The following is a 17,779-nucleotide window of genomic DNA, read 5'->3' on the forward strand; positions in this document are numbered from 1 at the left end:
ATTTTTCAATCCCTTATTTAATCCCCTAATTCAATATCCAGGCAATTCAACAATCTCACCGCTTCCAAACGGCTGAATCTGGCGGATTTTATGTTGTTATTAAAAATATCGATATCGTAATTTTCAGCTTCACTAAAGTCTGTGTCTTGCAGATTGGTTTTCATAAACAGGCTATTGGTGAAGTCGGTATAAGTGAAACTGGATTTGCTGAAGTTGCCATTGCGGAAATCTACATCGTGGGCTTTGCAATGTTCCAGTGTCAGCTCGCTTAAAGTAAGGCCGAAGAAGGAACTGTCGTTGATGATGCAGTGATTAAATGTTAATGGTGAGGTGAAATTGAAACGCGGCCAATCTGCTTTAGTCCAATCTATGCCGACCAGCTTGCTTTCGTTGAAATTAATATCAAAAAACTTGCTGTAGTCTACTTTGCTATTACTGAGGTTCGACGATGCAAAGACACAATCGACAAATTTACATTTATAAAAGCGAACGCTTGAAAAATTACACTGTTCAAAAACGCAATTTTCGAAAATCACTTCGCTGAACGATTCACCAACGGCATCGATGTGTTTGAATGTTTTGGAACAATATTCACTGTCGTTTTCTATAGTCATAGTGAGGTGTCTGGCCGGAGTGTATTTTCTGTAACCATATTCGCATGGGGCGCGATTTATCGCGCCCTTAACGGTAAATCACTTTAGGGTGATGAGTTAAAACAAATCCTCAATCGACAAATAACGCTCGCCCGTGTCGTAGCTGAAAATAATCACGCGGCTGCCGGGTTTAAATTCATTTTGCTTTTGCGCAACGGCGGCAAGTGTCGCTCCGGAAGAAATGCCGACAAAAATGCCTTCTTTCAAGGCACATTGGCGAGTCATGTCAAAGGCAGCTTCTTCACTCACTAATACAGTTCCATCAAGCGTGCCTTTATTTAACACCTGCGGAATAAAGCCGGCACCTACACCCTGGATGCGATGCAGCCCTTTTTGGCCGCCGCTGATCACGGGTGATTTTTCGGGTTCCACCGCGAAGGTTTTTAAGTGTGGAAATTTTTCTTTCAGCACTTCACTGCAACCGGTGATGTGGCCGCCGGTACCTACACCGGTAATCAGGTAATCAACGCCTTCAGGAAAGTCGGCGAGAATTTCCTGTGCAGTAGTATTGCGGTGCACCTCTACGTTGGCAGGATTGTTGAATTGTTGGGGCATCCAGCTGTTAGGATTTTCTGCAAGTAATTCATTGGCTTTGGCGATACAACCACCCATGCCGAGCTCTTTAGGTGTTAATACCAGTTCTGCACCTAACGCTTTCATATTTTTGCGGCGTTCAATGGACATGGATTCAGGCATGGTGAGAATCAGGCGATAGCCTTTTACTGCGCAAACCAGTGCCAGGCCGATACCGGTATTGCCGGAAGTGGGTTCAATAATGACCGAGTCTTTGTTGATAAGGCCTTTCGCTTCTGCATCCTCAATCATCGCCAGGGCGATACGATCTTTAATACTGGACCCTGGATTAAAGCGTTCGACTTTCATCCAGACTTCAATATCGCTGCGAAATAAGTGGTTGATGCGAACGTGAGGTGTATTGCCTATGGTTTGTAAAATGTTATCAACTTTCATGATGTTCCCTGTGAGTAATGCTTGCGCTGCAAGCGTTAAGGAATAAATTTAAAATGCACACGACAGTGTAGCGAATACGGGGCATAAAAAAAGCCGCATTGTGAGCGGCTTCTTAGTTGGGTCTGAAAAAAGTTTACGCGCGTTTGCGACGAATCAGTATCAGTGCGAATAAACCCGCTACCAATAACAACAGGGATGAGGGTTCCGGTACTTTCACTACGGGTGGTGTTACTGGCGGTGCTGGAGGCTCAACAGGCGGTACGAAAAATCCATCCCACATATTTGCTTGTGCACCCCAACCGCCGGTCCAGGATTTAGCGATAACCTGGCCGCTTAAGTCGCCGTGTAAAAAATTGAAGTTGGCATTGGGTGCAAGGATATTGCCCTTGAGGCCGCCGCTGAACGTAATATTTTCCGCTTCAAAAAAGTTGTAGATGATATGGCTGGCGGCCAGGTCCAATGCATCATAAGTTTCGCGGCTGCCGTAGTTCAGTGAGTCAAAGGTGATGTTTTTGCCGCTGACGTTAATAACCAGTGTGTCATTTCTATCCAAACCATCGGCAGTCAAATCAGTCGCATTGGCCAGCATTTGGCCAGTGATATTGGCTACATAAACGTCTTTATCGGCAATACCGTCCAGCAACAACCAGTTACTGTATTTAAATTCCAGCCCACCGGTATTTCCCAGGGTTGAAAGTGATTTGGAGAGGTCAGTCAGTTGATTGAAGGCGCTGTTGAAATCGATTGGCGTACCTTTGGTGGTGGTGCCCGCTACTGCATTTTTGCTGGAGCCGGCGGTGAGCTCACCTCCCAGGATCAGGTTACCTTTGACATTGCCCCACGCATAGCTCGCGGTAGTCAGGTTGCCACCTACTACCAGAACGTCGGAGTAGCTGCTGCCAGTATCTTTCCAGAATTGGATACCATCGCGGTGGGTATTGGGTTCATAGTTCACGCCCACGTCATACTGGCCAATATTGGCGTTACCACCCACGGCAATCTTGCCTTGGGAATCTGCACCTGGCTGGGTAAAGTTTTCTTTAATAAACAGGTTATAACCTTTTGCCGCACCCAGATCGATACTAATGGCATTGACGTGGGAAGCAGCTATTACCAGTGCGAAAATTGCAGAGACTTGCTTGAGCATATATGCGAACCAGTTCACAAAATTAATGTGACGCAAGTTTAGGTTGAAATCTGAACAAGCTCAAGCCGCCCGACTATAAAAATTTTTCGGCTTGTTTTGATTGGTTATAAGCGAAGCACAAATTGAATGATAAGTTGGGGCTAGTGTTATAAGACGCCACTTTTATTAATCGAGGCGTTTTTTAAAGCGGGTCGCGGCAGCGAGAACCCCGATGATAGTGAAACCGATCAGCCACAACAGATCCGGCCAAAGGTCGTCCAGTGTGGCTCCCCGCAGTACAATTGCCCGTACCATGCGAATGAAGTGAGTGGCAGGCAGGGCTTCGGCAATCCACTGCGCGGCATCCGGCATTCCCTCGTAAGGAAACATAAACCCTGACAGCAAAATGGATGGAATTAACAAAAACACGGTGAGCTGCATTGCCTGCAACTGCGTTTTGGCGATGGTAGAAATTAACAGGCCCAGTGTGAGGCTAGCACTGATGAAAGAGAAAACCCCGAGTACCAATTGATCGAGCCTGCCATTAATGGGGACATCAAAAATCAAATGCCCAAGGCCAAGGATGATCCCCATTTGAATCAGGCCGACAAAAATATAAGGCACGATCTTGCCGATCATAATCTCGCTGGAATGTACGGGTGTAGTGATCAACAACTCCAGGTTGCCACGCTCGCGCTCGCGTACCAGTGCCGCCGAGGTAAACATCACCATGGTCATGGTGAGCACAATCGCCACCAGGCCAGGAACAATATTCACCGCTGAACGCCGCTCGGGGTTAAAGAAAAGGGCCGTTTCAAAGGTGTTTTTCCGAACGGCAGTTTGTGCCTCAAAGCCACTGGCGAACGGCATTTGTTGCAATGCGAGGAGGGCGTTGCTGACCATGGTGTCGGAGCCATCGATCAGCCATTGGGCGATAGGTCGATTGTCTTGCAGGCGCTGGCCGAAATCTTCAGGAATGACCAGGACTGCATGGACCTGGCCGCGACGGATGGCGTCTTCACCCAGTTTGGGAGTTTGGTAGGTTTCGCTAAAGCGCACCACCTGGGTAGCCTGGAGGTCAGCAATCAGGGCGCGTGCTACTTGCGTATGGCTTAAGTCCACGACGCCGACAGGCAGATCGCGCACATTGGTATTGATCGCGAACCCGAAGAGCAGCAACTGGATCAGTGGCACCATCACAATCATCCCGAATGTAGGGCGATCACGGGTGAGTTGGCGCAGTTCTTTAAAAACGATAGCGCCGATTCGCTGCAAGCTGCGGTTCAATCCATTCATTGCCGTGCACTTCCGTTTTCACCGCCGGTGCAATGTACAAATACATCTTCCAGGCTGGGGCGCACCTGATGGATCTGGCGTTGCGCAACCAGCTCCGGGTGAGTTGTGCGCAACCAGGTTTCCGGTTCGTTGATTTCTTCTTTGATCAATACCCGTAAGTGGGTGCCTTGTTGGGCAGTGGATACTATTTCCGGCAGTTCGCTGAGTTGTTGTTTCAGCAGGCGCAGGTTGTCCCCGTCCACTTCCACGACGCTGGCGCCGAGATCGCGCATCAGCTGTGCTGGTGGGCCATCGGCACGTTTCACGCCCGCTTCCATTATGGCGATGCCATGGCAGCGTTCGGCTTCATCCATGTAGTGGGTTGAAACCAGAATGCTGGTGCCGGCATCGCAGAGGTCGAATAGTTTTTCCCAGAAGTCGCGGCGGTTTTCCGGATCTACGGCTGAGGTAGGTTCATCGAGGATCAATAATTCGGGTTGATGCAATGTCGCTGCCGCTAATGCGAGGCGCTGTCGTTGGCCCCCGCTCAACGCGCCAGCGAGGCGCTGTTTACGTTCGTTGAGCTGATAGCGACTGAGTTGCTGGTCGATAAGCTGTTTGCTCCGGTGTTTATCCAGATTGTAGATCTGCGCCATAAAACGCAGGTTTTCCTGCACGGTGAGGTCTTCGTAGAGCGAAAATTTCTGGGTCATATAGCCCAGTCGCCGGCGCAATTGTTCAGCCTGGGCGGGAATTTCCATGCCCAGTACTCGCACTGACCCCTCGCTGGGCGTGAGCAAACCGGTTATCAGGCGCATGCTGGTGGATTTACCGCAACCATTGGGGCCGAGGAAACCATAAATAGTTTTGGGCGGGATGCGCAGGTCGAGTTTATTGACGGCAACAAAATCACCAAAGCGACGGGTCAGGCCCACCGTCTCTATCGCCCATTCGCCGCTATTGCTTGCAGGGTCAAACTCAGTCATTGGGAAGCTCGACTTGAACCGGCAGGCCGCTGGGAAGCGCATTTGCGCTGTCAGGTAATTGCACTTCAGCGAGATACATCAAGCGCGCGCGGTCGGTCGAATTCAATGCGAAGTAGGGCGTGAATGCAGCATCCTGGGAGATCCAGCGCAACTTGCCGGTTTGGGGTTCGGCGAGCCCATCGATATGCACTTGTAATTGCGTTCCGGTTTTAAGGTTTACGCGATGGGTTTCCGGTACGTAAATACGCGCATAGGGAGCTCCATCATCCAGTAAGGTTACAACCGCTTCGCCGACGCTGGTACGCTCGCCCAAATGTTTGGGTAAATGGTCGAGCCGGGCGCGGCGAGTGGCGCGGATACTCAGTTCACTCAGGTTATATTGTTCAAGCTCCAGGCCGGCTTTAGCGAGCGCAACTTGCGCTTCGGCCTGTTTTAAATCTTCTTCGCGGGCCCCGTTGGTTTGTAACAATAAATTTTCATGCGCTTTATCCAGGTTGGCTTGTGCTGAATCGCGTTTGGCGCGGGCGCTATCCAATTCGGCGGCACCAGCCAATTTACGTGCAACCAGGGTCTGTGCGCGATCAAACGTTTTTTGCGCTTCAACCAATTGCGCATTCGCGCCCTGGACTTGTGAACGCGCGGCGGCAATATCTTCTGGGCGATTACCGTTTTGCAGTTTGGTGAGATTGGCTTGCGCACTTTCCAGGCTGGCTTGGGCGCTTGCCACCAGTGCTTGCTGGCGACGATCATCCAATTGCAACAATAGATCGCCCTGTGCGACCAACGCGCCCTCCATAATGGGTAATTGGGTAATAATTTCCGCAGCAGTGGCTTTGAGGATAATCCGGTCGCGCTCGAGTGTTCCGAGTGCCAGGTGATTGTCGTGATCGCCACAAGCCGTCAGTGCGAATAAAAAAACGGAAAGCAGATACAGGCGGATGCCAAAATGCATGCGGGCACGAAAACACAGGCTGGTATACCGTTTCATAACGAATCCCTGAATTACTCTGGATGCGCAGAGTTTGCCAGAAAACGATTGCACTGGCACACCATGGAGCTTGATGATTTTTGTTGTACTACAACAGTTCATCAAACTTAACAATTCACTACGCGACACCAATTGGCTGCGCGTAGTGTGCTGGAGGAATTTATGGCAGAATCCACGCGTCTTAATTATTTTAATTACCCAAGGAAATTCCCATGCTCGAAACCACTTTGTCATCGCTCGACGGCTTGCCGCCTTTTCTCGCCTATTTTGCCGTGGCAATTGTATTGGTATTGATTTTTGTGCGCCTTTACACCTGGGTTACGCCACAGGATGAGTTAGCGTTGATTCGCGCGAATAATCCTGCTGCTGCCTTGGCGTTTGGTGGTGCGTTAATCGGATTCGCTTTGCCCTTGTCCAGTGCGATCACCCATTCATTATCGTTGGCGGATTGTGCAATCTGGGGTGCTGTAGCGTTAATCGTGCAAGTATTAACATTTGTGGTATTGCGCTTGAGCCTCAAACAATTGCCCGAGCGAATTAACAACGGCGAAATCGCCACCGGAATTTTATCGGCGGCCACTGCAATTGCGGTGGGGCTGATCAACGCTGCGTGTATGAGCTATTAATTTTTTTACAGTAATCTTTTTACTGAACCCTTTTTCAGGAACATGATGATGAAACGAAGTAAAAAAGCTGCTCTGGTTTTAATGGTTCCCGCTACCACATTATTGCTCGCTGGTTGTGGTGAAGAACGTGAACAGGCATTGGTATATGAATCCCCAAGTGAATGTGCTGCAGCATCATTTAATACACCGGAGCAATGCAAAGCCGACTACGATGCAGCAAAAGCATTGCATCCACAGGTTGCCCCTAAATATGTTTCCAAAGAAGAATGTGAAACTGATTTTGGTTCTGGCAATTGTGAAACAGCACCGCAACAAACCTCATCCGGCAGCAGTGTTTTTATGCCGATGATGATGGGATATTTAATGGGGCAAATGATGAACCGTGGCGCCGTGCCGCAGAATCTGCAACAGCCCGCCGCTGCCAATACGTCCAAAGTTCCCACGCAACCGTTGTATAAATCGCGCGATGATCGCGCGACTTTCCGTACAGCAACGAATAGCCCTGTTGCCGGTGGCATTGGCCCTATCACATTAAAACCTTCGCAAGTACAACCGCAGGCGGGTCAATTAGTGCGTCGCGGCGGTTTTGGTTCGCAAGCAGCAAACCGTGCTCCGGCAACCGGTTTTGGCGGTTAATGGATGAAGCGAATTAATATTACCGAGCGTGCTAATTGGCGTGCTTATGCTGAGGATGTTGGTTTTAAATTTCACACCTTTGATGGCGAACCCTACTGGGATGAAACGGCATATTACCAATTTTCTTTGCAGCAAATAGAAAATGACCTGGAAGCGCCCACGGAAGAATTGCACCAGATGGTCATGGATATGGTGGGTGATATTACCCGCAGCGAAGAAATGCTCACGTTGTTGAATATCCCGCGCGATTTCTGGAGTTACGTGTGGAATTCCTGGCACAAAGGCCAGCCCCATCTATATGGTCGCATGGATTTGGTTTACAGCGGCACAGGTCCTGCGAAATTACTCGAGCTTAATTACGATACTCCCACCTCACTATTTGAAACCGGATTTTTCCAATGGGTATGGCTGGAAGATCAAATCAACGCCGGGGTATTACCTGCGCACGCCGATCAATTTAATTCGCTGCAAGATAAGCTCGAACAAGCGTTTGCTGAATTAACGCTGCCGCAACCTTTTTATTTTTCCAGTGTGCGCGAAAGTATTGAAGATAAAGGCACTGTCGAATACTTGATGGATATTGCTACGCAAGCTGGTGTAGACACGCGGTACATTGCGATTGAAGATTTGGGGGAATTGCAAAACCAATTGGTAGATTTGGAAAACCAGCCCATCCATGGTTTATTTAAACTTTACCCGTGGGAATTTATGGTGCAGGAAGACTTCGCCAAAGTAATAACCTCCAGCCAAACGCAAATTATCGAACCAGGCTGGAAAATGTTGTTATCCAATAAAGGCATTTTGCCATTGTTGTGGCAACGTTATCCCAATCACCCCAACTTGCTGCCTGCATTTTTTGAAACACCGAAAAGTGAACCTATAAGTGCCGGCTGGGTGCGTAAGCCATTATTTTCACGCGAAGGTGCTAACGTTGATTTGATTACCGCCGAAGGTGAAAAAGTTTCAGCACAAGGTCCTTACAATGATGGGCGATTTATTCGTCAGGCATTGCATGCGTTACCAAAGTTTCGCGACGAATATCGCGATGCCGATACTTACACCATGCTGGGTAGCTGGATAGTAGGTGACAGCGCCGCCGGTATTTGTATTCGCGAGGACGAAACATTAATCACCAAGGATACATCGCGTTTTTTGCCGCATATTATTCTGGATTGATATCGGAAGCAGTCACGGATTTTATTATTCGGCAAGGATTGCCGGCCGCAACAACACCGTCGGGAATATCTTTATTCACCAGGCTTCCTGCTCCAATCACTGAACCTTTACCAATCGTCACTCCCGCTAAAATAATTGCACCGCCACCAATCCAGCAATCATCGCCAATGGTGACTGCTGCACTAAATTCCTTACCGGTTGCACGCTCTATCGGATCGAGTGGATGAGTGGTTGCATAAATTTGCACATTAGGACCAAACATTACTCGATCACCAATGCGTACCTCGGCGCAATCCAGGATGACGCAATTGTGATTGGCATAAAATCGCTCACCCAAAAAAATATTACTGCCGTAATCACAAAAAAAATGAGGTTCTATATAAGCGCTGGAAACTTGCCCGAACAATTGTTGGTAAATCGGTTTGCGGGCTTTGGTTTGGTCGGCACGCAGGGCGTTTAGCTCCGCACAGAGCTGCTTGGCACGTTTACGGGCGGCAACCAATTCAGGGGCAAACGGATTTACTTCATGGAAAGGATGCATGCAATTGCTCTCGGGCGAAGGGGTTTTGGGGTAGAATAGCGTAATACCACGCCGGGATTACAGGCTTATCGAGCTCAAGAAATGATAACCATCAAGCGGTCGTAACCTTCAGGAAATTATAGAGAATACTTATGAGAACTAATGATATTTTTCGCAAGCTTACCCAATCTTTACAGTTCGATACGCTGAAAATACAAACCTTATTTGCGCCTGCTGGTATTGATCTGAGCGAAAAGGAAATCGTCAATCTATTAAAAACAGATTACCAGCCCGGTTTTGAAACTATGCCCGACTACATATTGTTAATTTTCCTGAATAATTTGATTGATGAATATCGCGGTAAAAAGCCGGATGCGGTAATGGAACCGGTGAACAAACACGGGAAAATCTCTAATAATGATGTGCTAAAAAAACTACGCATCGCTTTTAATTTGCATGAGCAAGACGTGCGAGAAGCATTAAAGCTAGTAACTATCGAACTCACAAAATCAGATCTCTCGGCATTATTTCGCAAACCCGGCCACGAACATTACAAAGCCTGCGATGATGAATTGGTACTGGATTTTATCGACGGTATCGGAAAATTACTGCAAACGCGAAAAGCGTGAAGGTTTGATCGATGCAAGAGCAGAACATTAATATCGCTGTAGTGCGCTGGTTAAATGAGGTGGTTATTGGTTTAAACCTGTGCCCTTTTGCCGGAAAGCCTACGCAGGAAAATCGCGTACGGATTTTCATTTCAACTGCAAATGATGATGAATTATTACTACAGGACTTGCAGCGTGAAATGGAATTGCTGGACGAAAAGCCCGCCAGTGAACTGGAAACCACACTGGTTGTTATCCCTGGCCATTTGCAGGATTTCTTTGACTACAACCAGTTTTTAAACTGGGCTGAGAAAATGATTAAACGCAATGGTTGGACCGGTATTTACCAGTTGGCAACCTTCCATCCGAATTATTGTTTTGCCGGTGCTGAACCGGAAGATGCAGAAAACCTCACCAATCGCGCGCCTTATCCGATATTGCATATTATTCGTGAGGCAAGTTTGGAAAAAGCATTGCAATATTACAAGGGTGTTGAAGAAGTTCCGGAAAATAATAAAAAGCGTATCGAAGCACTTTCTGATAGTGAAAGGGAAAAATTATTTTCGTATTTGATGAAATGATAAGGTTGAAATACAAAGGAATAAATAATGCAGTTAATAAAAATGATGGTTACGCTATTTTTGGTAATGGGCGCAATCTGGACCTTGCTTCCCTGGGCGGTTGGTGTAAATAATTATGTAAAGTCGCATAGTGGATATTTAACAGCAATTGCGCGCAGTTACTGGTTGCTGCTGCTGGTATTACATCCCTTGTTAATTTATTTATTATGGTTAATTAGAAAAAAGGAGCAGTACGAAAACTGCTCCTTTTGATGTTAAAAAATTCTGTTGATAGTTATTCTAAATTAATAGTTAATCTGGAAATTAATAAACACTTCCCGCCCCACATAGTCATACCCGCTGTACAGTGGCGAATTGCCAACGCGATTAAAATAACCAGCAGAAATTTCCGGTGGTGTTTCGTTGGTCAGGTTGCGCACCCCGAATGTTGTCTTCCAGGTTTCTGCTTGATAACGTGCAGAGATAAGGTGTTCGAAGTAACTGGGAACCGTGTAATCTGAAAAGCTCTCCGCAGGGTCTTCCTCAGCTATTGAATAACCGTCCATGCTACTGATCCAGTCAACACTGTAAAGGAATTTCCAATCATCCAGGGTGTAGCTGATGCTGGCAGAACCGCCAAATTCCGGTTTTTCCAGGCTGCCGTTATACTCCTTGAATTCTTCACCTCTAAATAATTGTTCAGCTTGTGTGTAATAACGTGTGAGGCTTAGATTAACTCCCAGATTTCCAGGGCCTATATCCTGGCCAAAATCTGCATTCACATCCAGGCCACGTAATTTTTCGGAAGATAAATTGGTATAGGCATTATTGACTGTTAATTGTTTGGTAACCGCATCGCGCGTGACAAAACGACATAAACCCGTGTCGGCGGCAAAATCGGTAGCGGAGTCATAGCAGCGTTTCAAAATTTCATCTTCGCCCACCTGTTGAACACCATTTTCAATTTCAATTTCAAAGTAATCAACAGCGATACTGATTTGGGTTGAATCGCTAACATGTGGTTCGAAAATAAAGCCGTAAGTAGTGTTGTCCGATGTTTCCGCAAATAAACCAGCTTCTGCTCCACCAAGGTTAAAAATTTCTACACCGTTAGTGGCATTGAACGCGGGATTTGATAATTCTGCATCGCAGTTTGCTGCACGATTAGGATTGGCCGCATTGCTGTAATCGTTACACGGATCAATCGATGCTGCACGGAAACCGCTCGTTGGTCCCTGGAATTGTTCAAACAGTGCTGGCGCGCGATAAGAGGTTCCACGGCTGGCACGTAGTGTGAACCAATCGGTAATCGCATAAATCAAACCTACTTTATAAGTATCATCTGATCCGTAAGAATTGTAATCGGTGTAGCGAATCGAACCGTTAAAAGTGAGTTCTTCTGCAAAGGCAGCACCGCTTAGTATTGGAATCTGGATTTCACTATAAACTTCGGTGACGTCATCTTCTCCAACTGTTGGCGTCGCACTGCTTAAATTATAAAGATTGCCATTAACACTGTTTTCATCTGGCTGATCATTGATTTCCATTTTGCGATGTTCAAGGCCCAATACTGCTTGTACTTTACCGGCGGGAACACTGAATAATGGTCCATCAAAAATTGCGCTGTAAATAGATTCTTCATATTCGGTTTTACCAATGATATTACGGAAAACATAATCCCTAAAATCTTGCGGTAAATTTCCCCCGATCACCGCAGCCGTTAAACGGGGAAAGGGAACGCATTTTTCGCCCGGGTTGGTAAGGCTTATCTCACAGGTTAAGCCGTCGCGTACCAGGCTTGAATTCAACCCACCCGGTGCCGTAATTGAATCGCTCGCATAAGTGAGTTTGTCGATCAGAAATGATTGCTGTTCATAAGTCGCATCGGATTTTGCATAGCTTGTATAAATGTCGTAACGCCAATCAGGCAAAAAAACAAGGTCGCCGCGCAAGCCGAAAGTGGGTTTATAAAAATCCACTTCCTGTCTGCTGATATCAGTGTCAAAACCCACAAAAGCACGTACTCCGACGGAATCTCCATCACTGGTTCCCTGGTCTGCTCCGAAAGTTGAAAACGTCAGTGAGGTTGGAATCGCGGCGCTGCCTCGACGGTAATCCATAATCATTTGACGAAAACCTGCTTGCTCTGATTCCCTGCGCGATGCTAATAATTCACCATACAGTTCAGCCTTTCCCAGGGCTTGTAAATCGTATTTACCTTGGACAAAACCGGTGTAATTTTTTGCCGGGGAAATTAAATTTTCTTTAAGCATATTGGGGTCAAATGTATCGCGAATATTGGTACTTAATGATTGCAGATATTGATCATCACCGTCGTTAACGATTTCAAAACCACCAACACCTTCAAAGCCAACCAGACCGCTATTTATTGAAGCGTTGGGTCTGAAGCGAGTGAAGATCGTTTTCGATGGATCGGGTGTATAGGGAGCGCCAACAACAGGTCCCGATAATCCGAAGTCCCTCCAGTTCTCACCATCAATACCTTCGAGCCCAATCGTATTGACGGTGACACCATTTGATCCCGTCGCTGTTATTGGATAGCACTTGGATTTATTGGTTCGCACGTCAATAAAATCGTCTGCTTCACCGGTTACCGGATCGCGAAAGTTGTCGCGATTGCAGCGTGTCCATTCACGATCACCCAGCGTGAGCGATTTGCGTTCGTAATAATCAAATGAACCGGAAATAGAAAAGCGCTCTTCATCAAGCCCGCCGACAATTGATAAGCGGACTTGCTCCCCGCCACCCTCGGTGGGATGGTTAAAATCACCTTCAAGCACTAATCCATCTACATTGTCGCGAGTGATTACATTGATCACGCCGCTCACTGCATCAGAACCGTAAATGGACGATGCTCCATCGCGCAGGATTTCCACACGTTCAATCATCGCTGTTGGCAACACGTTTAAATCCGCTGTGCCCACTGAGCCTTGCGTTCCCGCCGGTGCAACGCGACGACCATTGATTAACACGAGCGTGCGACTTGCCCCTAAACCGCGCAATGAAATGGTATTTGCACCGGGACCGCCCTCAGTGACATAGCTACCGAAAGCATTATTAATTTGCGAGGAGCCACCGGTAATCGCATTTGATTGCAATAAATCAGTAGTGGAATTAAGGCCTGCGGCCGCAGCGTCTTCACGGGTAACAAGTGTGGTTGGTGAAACGGTTTTTAAATTGGTCTGGCGAATACGCGACCCCACAATCACCAGCTCTTCAATTTCATTCGCTTGTTCGCCATTTCCTGGCTCTTGTGCAAGAACCTGCGGACTACCCCATAGCAAACTGCAAAGACCGGTAGCGGCAATGATTTTGGGAACGGTTAATTGAGAGGTCATTGGAGCGGTGAAAGAACGTATTGCGAGGTACAAAATGTGTTGCTTGATCATCATAACTCCTTCGCTCATCTGTGTGAGTCAGCACTGGTTGCCAGACATTATCAGTATAATTTTCCACAGCACCTTGATCAGCTATGCGCTGACGTGCTGCTTACAGTCTAGTGACAAGCAAAAAATCTGCCGCTCGAAATGCATCACATTGTGATTTTTTGCACTAAAAAAGCATAAAAGTTTTGTTTGGATGTGTGAAATGAAAAATCAGGCGCCAGAATCCATTTTTATTGTACTGATAAGTGATTCTGGCTATGGCGATGGAGTGGGGTTAAGCGACGTGAAAAAACGGAACGCAAATTAACAGCGATGATTTACAGCGGATGACTAAAGCAATCAATCAATTCCATAACTGCTTTTGCTTCGCTGATTGAACAGGGGTTATTTCGCTCGCCACGAAAATAATTATTTACTTGCTCGATCATTGGCTGCTGGATGTGTTGTGGATTAGGAATAATTATTTCTTCTTCGCCATCAGTATTGGTTAGACGAATGACTTGCTGGCCAAAGAAGTTGATGGTTAATTTGCCTTTGGTGCCGATAATTTCACATTGATCGCGTGTTTGTTCCGCCCCAACTGCAAAGTGCCAGCGCCCCTGCAACAAAACGCCTGATTCAAATGTTGCCCAACCGTGTACAGCATCATCAGCGTTATTAAACTTCCGTTGGTTAAAACCAAAACCACTGGCTTTATCGACGGCGCCAAACCAATAAAGCATTAAATCCAATTGGTGTGGTGATAAGTCGTGGAATAAACCTCCACCGGATAACGCCGGATTTACTCGCCAGTTATCATCGGTAGTGGTAATAATTTTTGAGGCTGCCGGCTGCAGCATATCCAACTGCACTAACAGCGGCGCGCCAATTGCACCATTGCGAATCAATTCGTGCATTTTCATAAAGCAAGGTACATGGCGGCGATAATGGGCTGCTGTCACTTTTCTGCCTGTGCTTTTTTCAATCGCAATAATGTCTTCGCATTCGGCGGCGTTTAATGTGACCGGTTTTTCGATATAAACATCTTTGCCCGCTTTCATTGCCGCAATTGCATAATCTTTATGTTGCGCTGGTGGCGTAGCGATGTACACGGCGTTTATATCGGGATTAGCGAACAATGCTTCGGCACTGTCGTACCAATGTGGCACCTTGTGGCGTCGGGCGTAATCTTCTGCTTTACTACTGTTGCGGCGCATTACTGCAATTAATTCTGAACCCGGCGCCTTGTAAAAACCGGGGCCGCTTTTTACTTCGCATACATCGCCAACACCAATAATTCCCCAGCGGATTTTTTGCATACTTTGCTCACTTGCTACAACGGATTTATGTTAGATCCGGAATTTTTCAATTCCCGAATTTATTCAACAAGGGTGATCTTGTCTTTTTCAATCAGGATTTTACGTTGCTTGTACAATAAACTCAGTGCGTTTTTGTAATTGCCTTTGCTGACGTTAAAGGCTTTATAGATGGCTTCAGGTTCACTTTTATCGGTGAGGAAGGAAACTCCGCCGCGTTTTTGTAAATCGGCGAGAATTTTTTCAGCCAGGTCTTCTTTGCTGTCGCGCGCACGTTGTTGCAAACTTAAATCGATCTTGCGGTCATCGCGAATGGTCTTGATAAATCCTTTTACTTTTTCACCGTAAAGCAGTGTGCGAAACGCATCATCGCGGAAAATTAAACCCAGGTGGGAATGATTGATGACTGCTTTATAGCCCATATCGCTGCGGCCACAGATAATTAAATCAACCGGTTGCTGGGTGCGGAAGCCGCTGGCGCGCTCTTCGAGGTGACGATTCAAGCGCGATGACGCAGTGATGCGCCCGGTATGTTCATCCAGATAAATACACACCACGTAGGAGCGGCCCGCTTCCATGGGTTTATGTTGCTCGCTATAAGGCACTAATAAATCTTTGGGTAAGCCCCAATCCAGGAATGCACCTACCTGGTTAACCTCTTTTACTTCCAGGAATGCACATTCGCCCACAGTTGCTTTGGGCGTGAGGGTAGTGGCGATAATACAATCGTCAGAATCCAGGTAGATAAATACATCCAGCTCATCGCCAATGTTCATTGCTTCGGTGACATAGCGTTTGGGCAATAAAATGTTGCCGTATTTGCCGCCGTCCAGAAAAAGGCCAAAGTCAGTGCGTTTGATAATTTTTAAACGATTTTGATCGCCTACCCGTAACATAAAAAACCTTTGCTGATACTAGTACATGAGATGGTGCACAGTGTATGCGTTATAAGCAGGGGATTTCCAGTTTTACCGGTAGATTGGGGAAATATAATGGGGCCTTGCATCCTTCAGTGACAATCAGGGCTATTAGTTCCGATGGACAAAAAGGAGCCGCATGGACTCCTTCTTTATTAATGCAAAACACCTTTTTTAATCAGCCAATTTTCTATGCAATTTCCATCAGTGTTTGCAGTAAAGATTGTAATTTTTTGTTACCTGTTTCATCCAGTGCTTGCAGTGGTTTGCGTGGTTCACCTACGGGTAGTCCTTTCAATTTTAATCCTGCCTTGATCGTTGTAGGTAGTCCACCTTTCAGAATAAATTCCAACAGTGGTAATTGTTGGTAAAATATTTCGCGCGCTGATGTGAGGTCATTATTTTGAATCGCTTGATAAAGTTTTAGTGGCCACTGTGAAATGATATTGGGCGCTGCAGTGCACCAGCCAGTTGCTCCTGCTGCAAACGCTTCCAGCGCTAATGGATTACTGCCGTTATAAAACGGTAACTCGCCATTACTCAGTAAGCGGATTTTATGCATGCGCTGAATGTCACCGGTGCTTTCTTTTACCATAGTGACATTGTCGATGGATTTGAACAGCTGCACGATTAATTCCGGGGGCATATCAATACCACTGGTGGCGGGATTGTTATAAACCATAATGGGCAATGAAACTGCATCGGCAATTTTGGCGTAGTGATTAAAAATTTCATCGGGTGTTAATTTCCAATAGGAGGCGGGCAATACCATAATTGCATCGGCACCGGATTTTTCGGCAATTTTTGCGCGATTAATAGCATTCTGTGTGGTGAGATCCGATACACCCACAATAACGGGTAAACGCTTGTTTACCGCTTTAATGCTCGCCTGCGCGACTTCCGTCCATTCTTCATCATTTAAATAAGCGCTTTCACCGGTACTGCCTAACGGTGCAATCGCATGTGAACCGTTACGGATTAATTGTTCGATCAATGTGGCCAGCGTTTTAGTATCCACTTTGCCATTTGATGAAAAAGGTGTGATGGGGTAGGTAATGATTCCTTTAAATAAAGAACCCTGGAAAACATCGGTTTTTCTAGTCATAAAAATATCCTCAGTGGGTGATGGAAAATAAAAATTTATTGCAAACAATCACGGTGATTGCGCAATGCACGACGAGCGTAGTACGCAAAAAAAGCTTGATGGCGTTTGGGGGTGGAGGTCCAGTCATGTGCTTCCTGTGCAAGCGTTTCATCAATCGGCTGGATGTGGCCCGCCGCCATCGCAGCGAGTTGCATACGTGCAGCGCGCTCAAATAAATGCGCGAGCATCAATGCTTCTTCCACGGTGCGGCCAGTAACAAGCAATCCGTGGTGCGCTAAAAATAAACAGCGTTTATTGCCCAGCGCTTCAGAAATAATTTGGCCTTCGCTATTGCCCACGGGAATGCCGGGCCATTGCGTGAGAAAAGCGCAATCATTGAAGAGTGGGGTGGTATCCATATGCGAAATCACCAGCGGTGTTTCGAGCATGGATAAAGTGGCCACATGAAATGGATGGGTGTGGATGATGCAATTGATTTCGGGATTACTGCGATAAACCCAGGTATGAAAACGGTTGGCGGGATTAGGCATTCCCTCACCACTCAAACGATTTAAATCTTCATTTACCACCAGCAAATTGGATGCGGTAATTTCATCGAACCCAAGGCCCAATTGTTGGGTGTAGTAGGTGCCGGGTTGGTTAGCACGCGCGGTAATTTGGCCGGCCAATCCTGAATCATGGCCAGCATCAAATAAAATCCGGCAAGCAAGCGCCAGTTTTTCCGGCGTATTCCATTGGGGCAGCGCTAAAAACTGTTCCATTTTCCGGTGCGACTGACGCACCAGTTCCTCTTTCGACGTAGTAAGGGTATCGGCCATATCTTTGCTCCTTATGCTGCTGGGGGTGGTTGACGTAAAAGTTTTCGGAGGTAATAGTGCGTCGTTTTCTGGACCCTTAAAACGTCCAGTTTTGTAATTTATAGGGGGCCAGTG

18 protein-coding genes are annotated in these 17,779 nt (G+C 46.8%); 6 read left to right on the top strand and 12 right to left on the bottom strand.

Annotated elements, in window-relative coordinates:
• Positions 1-17 precede the first annotated feature (17 nt).
• The 6 genes from A596_RS00265 to A596_RS00290 all read right to left on the bottom strand — a co-directional run bounded on the left by A596_RS00265 (position 18) and on the right by A596_RS00290 (position 5,997).
• Entirely contained in the window at positions 18-614 is a 597-nt protein-coding gene (locus A596_RS00265; RefSeq protein WP_039911838.1) for a pentapeptide repeat-containing protein, read from the bottom strand.
• Between the two features lie 96 nt (positions 615-710).
• Positions 711-1,622, bottom strand: coding sequence for a cysteine synthase A (gene cysK / locus A596_RS00270; RefSeq protein WP_039911839.1), 912 nt, complete (start codon positions 1,620-1,622; stop codon positions 711-713).
• A 133-nt stretch (positions 1,623-1,755) separates the two neighbouring features.
• On the bottom strand, positions 1,756-2,769 hold the full coding sequence (locus A596_RS00275; protein ID WP_039911840.1) for a choice-of-anchor A family protein: 1,014 nt from the start codon (positions 2,767-2,769) through the stop codon (positions 1,756-1,758).
• Between the two features lie 165 nt (positions 2,770-2,934).
• Positions 2,935-4,044, bottom strand: coding sequence for an ABC transporter permease (locus A596_RS00280; protein WP_039911841.1), 1,110 nt, complete (start codon positions 4,042-4,044; stop codon positions 2,935-2,937).
• Entirely contained in the window at positions 4,041-5,009 is a 969-nt protein-coding gene (locus A596_RS00285) for an ABC transporter ATP-binding protein (protein WP_039911842.1), read from the bottom strand. The genes A596_RS00280 and A596_RS00285 overlap by 4 nt, the downstream gene beginning before the upstream one ends.
• The gene (locus A596_RS00290) at positions 5,002-5,997 is read right to left on the bottom strand and encodes an HlyD family secretion protein (RefSeq protein ID WP_235425578.1); all 996 of its coding nucleotides are present in this window, start codon (positions 5,995-5,997) and stop codon (positions 5,002-5,004) included. Before A596_RS00290 ends, A596_RS00285 begins: the two co-directional genes overlap by 8 nt.
• 212 nt (positions 5,998-6,209) lie before the next feature.
• Between A596_RS00290 and A596_RS00295 the strand changes: the two genes are divergently transcribed.
• From A596_RS00295 to A596_RS00305, 3 genes are read left to right on the top strand one after another with little or no spacing between them, the layout of a single operon-like run.
• A complete protein-coding gene (locus A596_RS00295) occupies positions 6,210-6,623 on the top strand; it encodes a DUF350 domain-containing protein (RefSeq protein ID WP_039911843.1) in 414 nt (137 codons plus the stop codon).
• Between the two features lie 48 nt (positions 6,624-6,671).
• A complete protein-coding gene (locus A596_RS00300) occupies positions 6,672-7,259 on the top strand; it encodes a DUF1190 domain-containing protein (protein WP_084127850.1) in 588 nt (195 codons plus the stop codon).
• Positions 7,260-7,262: 3 nt separating this feature from the next.
• Positions 7,263-8,435, top strand: coding sequence for a glutathionylspermidine synthase family protein (locus A596_RS00305; RefSeq protein ID WP_039911845.1), 1,173 nt, complete (start codon positions 7,263-7,265; stop codon positions 8,433-8,435).
• On the opposite strand, the gene A596_RS00310 is transcribed toward A596_RS00305, so the two are convergent.
• Positions 8,422-8,976, bottom strand: coding sequence for a sugar O-acetyltransferase (locus A596_RS00310; protein ID WP_039911846.1), 555 nt, complete (start codon positions 8,974-8,976; stop codon positions 8,422-8,424). The genes A596_RS00305 and A596_RS00310 overlap by 14 nt on opposite strands.
• A gap of 131 nt (positions 8,977-9,107) precedes the next feature.
• On the opposite strand from A596_RS00310, the gene A596_RS00315 reads away from it, so the two are divergent.
• The 3 genes from A596_RS00315 to A596_RS00325 are packed head-to-tail and all read left to right on the top strand — an operon-like array spanning position 9,108 to position 10,396.
• The gene (locus tag A596_RS00315; RefSeq protein ID WP_039911847.1) at positions 9,108-9,584 is read left to right on the top strand and encodes a YehS family protein; all 477 of its coding nucleotides are present in this window, start codon (positions 9,108-9,110) and stop codon (positions 9,582-9,584) included.
• An 11-nt stretch (positions 9,585-9,595) separates the two neighbouring features.
• Complete coding sequence (locus A596_RS00320; protein WP_039911848.1) at positions 9,596-10,144, top strand: DUF1415 domain-containing protein; 549 nt, start codon at positions 9,596-9,598, stop codon at positions 10,142-10,144.
• Between the two features lie 27 nt (positions 10,145-10,171).
• Positions 10,172-10,396 (top strand): hypothetical protein, encoded by a 225-nt coding sequence (locus A596_RS00325; RefSeq protein WP_039911849.1) that lies wholly within the window; start codon positions 10,172-10,174, stop codon positions 10,394-10,396.
• A gap of 32 nt (positions 10,397-10,428) precedes the next feature.
• Here the strand turns inward: A596_RS00325 and A596_RS00330 are convergent, their stop codons facing one another.
• The 5 genes from A596_RS00330 to A596_RS00350 all read right to left on the bottom strand — a co-directional run bounded on the left by A596_RS00330 (position 10,429) and on the right by A596_RS00350 (position 17,665).
• Positions 10,429-13,533 (bottom strand): TonB-dependent receptor domain-containing protein, encoded by a 3,105-nt coding sequence (locus tag A596_RS00330; RefSeq protein ID WP_052417073.1) that lies wholly within the window; start codon positions 13,531-13,533, stop codon positions 10,429-10,431.
• A gap of 314 nt (positions 13,534-13,847) precedes the next feature.
• Positions 13,848-14,828: a Gfo/Idh/MocA family protein gene (locus tag A596_RS00335; RefSeq protein ID WP_039911850.1), complete on the bottom strand. Its 981-nt coding sequence runs from the start codon at positions 14,826-14,828 to the stop codon at positions 13,848-13,850.
• A 59-nt stretch (positions 14,829-14,887) separates the two neighbouring features.
• A complete protein-coding gene (locus tag A596_RS00340) occupies positions 14,888-15,721 on the bottom strand; it encodes a CvfB family protein (RefSeq protein ID WP_039911851.1) in 834 nt (277 codons plus the stop codon).
• A 211-nt stretch (positions 15,722-15,932) separates the two neighbouring features.
• The gene (dapA, locus tag A596_RS00345) at positions 15,933-16,847 is read right to left on the bottom strand and encodes a 4-hydroxy-tetrahydrodipicolinate synthase (RefSeq protein WP_039911852.1); all 915 of its coding nucleotides are present in this window, start codon (positions 16,845-16,847) and stop codon (positions 15,933-15,935) included.
• A 35-nt stretch (positions 16,848-16,882) separates the two neighbouring features.
• Positions 16,883-17,665 carry an aldolase gene (locus A596_RS00350; RefSeq protein WP_039911853.1) on the bottom strand — a complete coding sequence of 261 codons (783 nt, stop codon included), beginning with the start codon at positions 17,663-17,665 and terminating at the stop codon, positions 16,883-16,885.
• Positions 17,666-17,779 lie beyond the last annotated feature (114 nt).

Origin of the sequence: Cellvibrio mixtus subsp. mixtus J3-8, from assembly GCF_000766945.1 — a bacterium.
Classification (GTDB): domain Bacteria; phylum Pseudomonadota; class Gammaproteobacteria; order Pseudomonadales; family Cellvibrionaceae; genus Cellvibrio; species Cellvibrio mixtus_A.

Coding starts and splice junctions, on each gene's coding strand:
- A596_RS00335 (WP_039911850.1), bottom strand. CDS start 14,828: ATGCAAAAAATCCGCTGGGGAATTATTGGTGTTGGCGATGTATGCGAA.
- A596_RS00280 (WP_039911841.1), bottom strand. CDS start 4,044: ATGAATGGATTGAACCGCAGCTTGCAGCGAATCGGCGCTATCGTTTTT.
- A596_RS00325 (WP_039911849.1), top strand. CDS start 10,172: ATGCAGTTAATAAAAATGATGGTTACGCTATTTTTGGTAATGGGCGCA.
- A596_RS00320 (WP_039911848.1), top strand. CDS start 9,596: ATGCAAGAGCAGAACATTAATATCGCTGTAGTGCGCTGGTTAAATGAG.
- A596_RS00315 (WP_039911847.1), top strand. CDS start 9,108: ATGAGAACTAATGATATTTTTCGCAAGCTTACCCAATCTTTACAGTTC.
- A596_RS00295 (WP_039911843.1), top strand. CDS start 6,210: ATGCTCGAAACCACTTTGTCATCGCTCGACGGCTTGCCGCCTTTTCTC.
- cysK (WP_039911839.1), bottom strand. CDS start 1,622: ATGAAAGTTGATAACATTTTACAAACCATAGGCAATACACCTCACGTT.
- A596_RS00275 (WP_039911840.1), bottom strand. CDS start 2,769: ATGCTCAAGCAAGTCTCTGCAATTTTCGCACTGGTAATAGCTGCTTCC.
- A596_RS00285 (WP_039911842.1), bottom strand. CDS start 5,009: ATGACTGAGTTTGACCCTGCAAGCAATAGCGGCGAATGGGCGATAGAG.
- A596_RS00330 (WP_052417073.1), bottom strand. CDS start 13,533: ATGATCAAGCAACACATTTTGTACCTCGCAATACGTTCTTTCACCGCT.
- A596_RS00350 (WP_039911853.1), bottom strand. CDS start 17,665: ATGGCCGATACCCTTACTACGTCGAAAGAGGAACTGGTGCGTCAGTCG.
- A596_RS00290 (WP_235425578.1), bottom strand. CDS start 5,997: ATGAAACGGTATACCAGCCTGTGTTTTCGTGCCCGCATGCATTTTGGC.
- A596_RS00310 (WP_039911846.1), bottom strand. CDS start 8,976: ATGCATCCTTTCCATGAAGTAAATCCGTTTGCCCCTGAATTGGTTGCC.
- dapA (WP_039911852.1), bottom strand. CDS start 16,847: ATGACTAGAAAAACCGATGTTTTCCAGGGTTCTTTATTTAAAGGAATC.
- A596_RS00305 (WP_039911845.1), top strand. CDS start 7,263: ATGAAGCGAATTAATATTACCGAGCGTGCTAATTGGCGTGCTTATGCT.
- A596_RS00340 (WP_039911851.1), bottom strand. CDS start 15,721: ATGTTACGGGTAGGCGATCAAAATCGTTTAAAAATTATCAAACGCACT.
- A596_RS00300 (WP_084127850.1), top strand. CDS start 6,672: ATGAAACGAAGTAAAAAAGCTGCTCTGGTTTTAATGGTTCCCGCTACC.
- A596_RS00265 (WP_039911838.1), bottom strand. CDS start 614: ATGACTATAGAAAACGACAGTGAATATTGTTCCAAAACATTCAAACAC.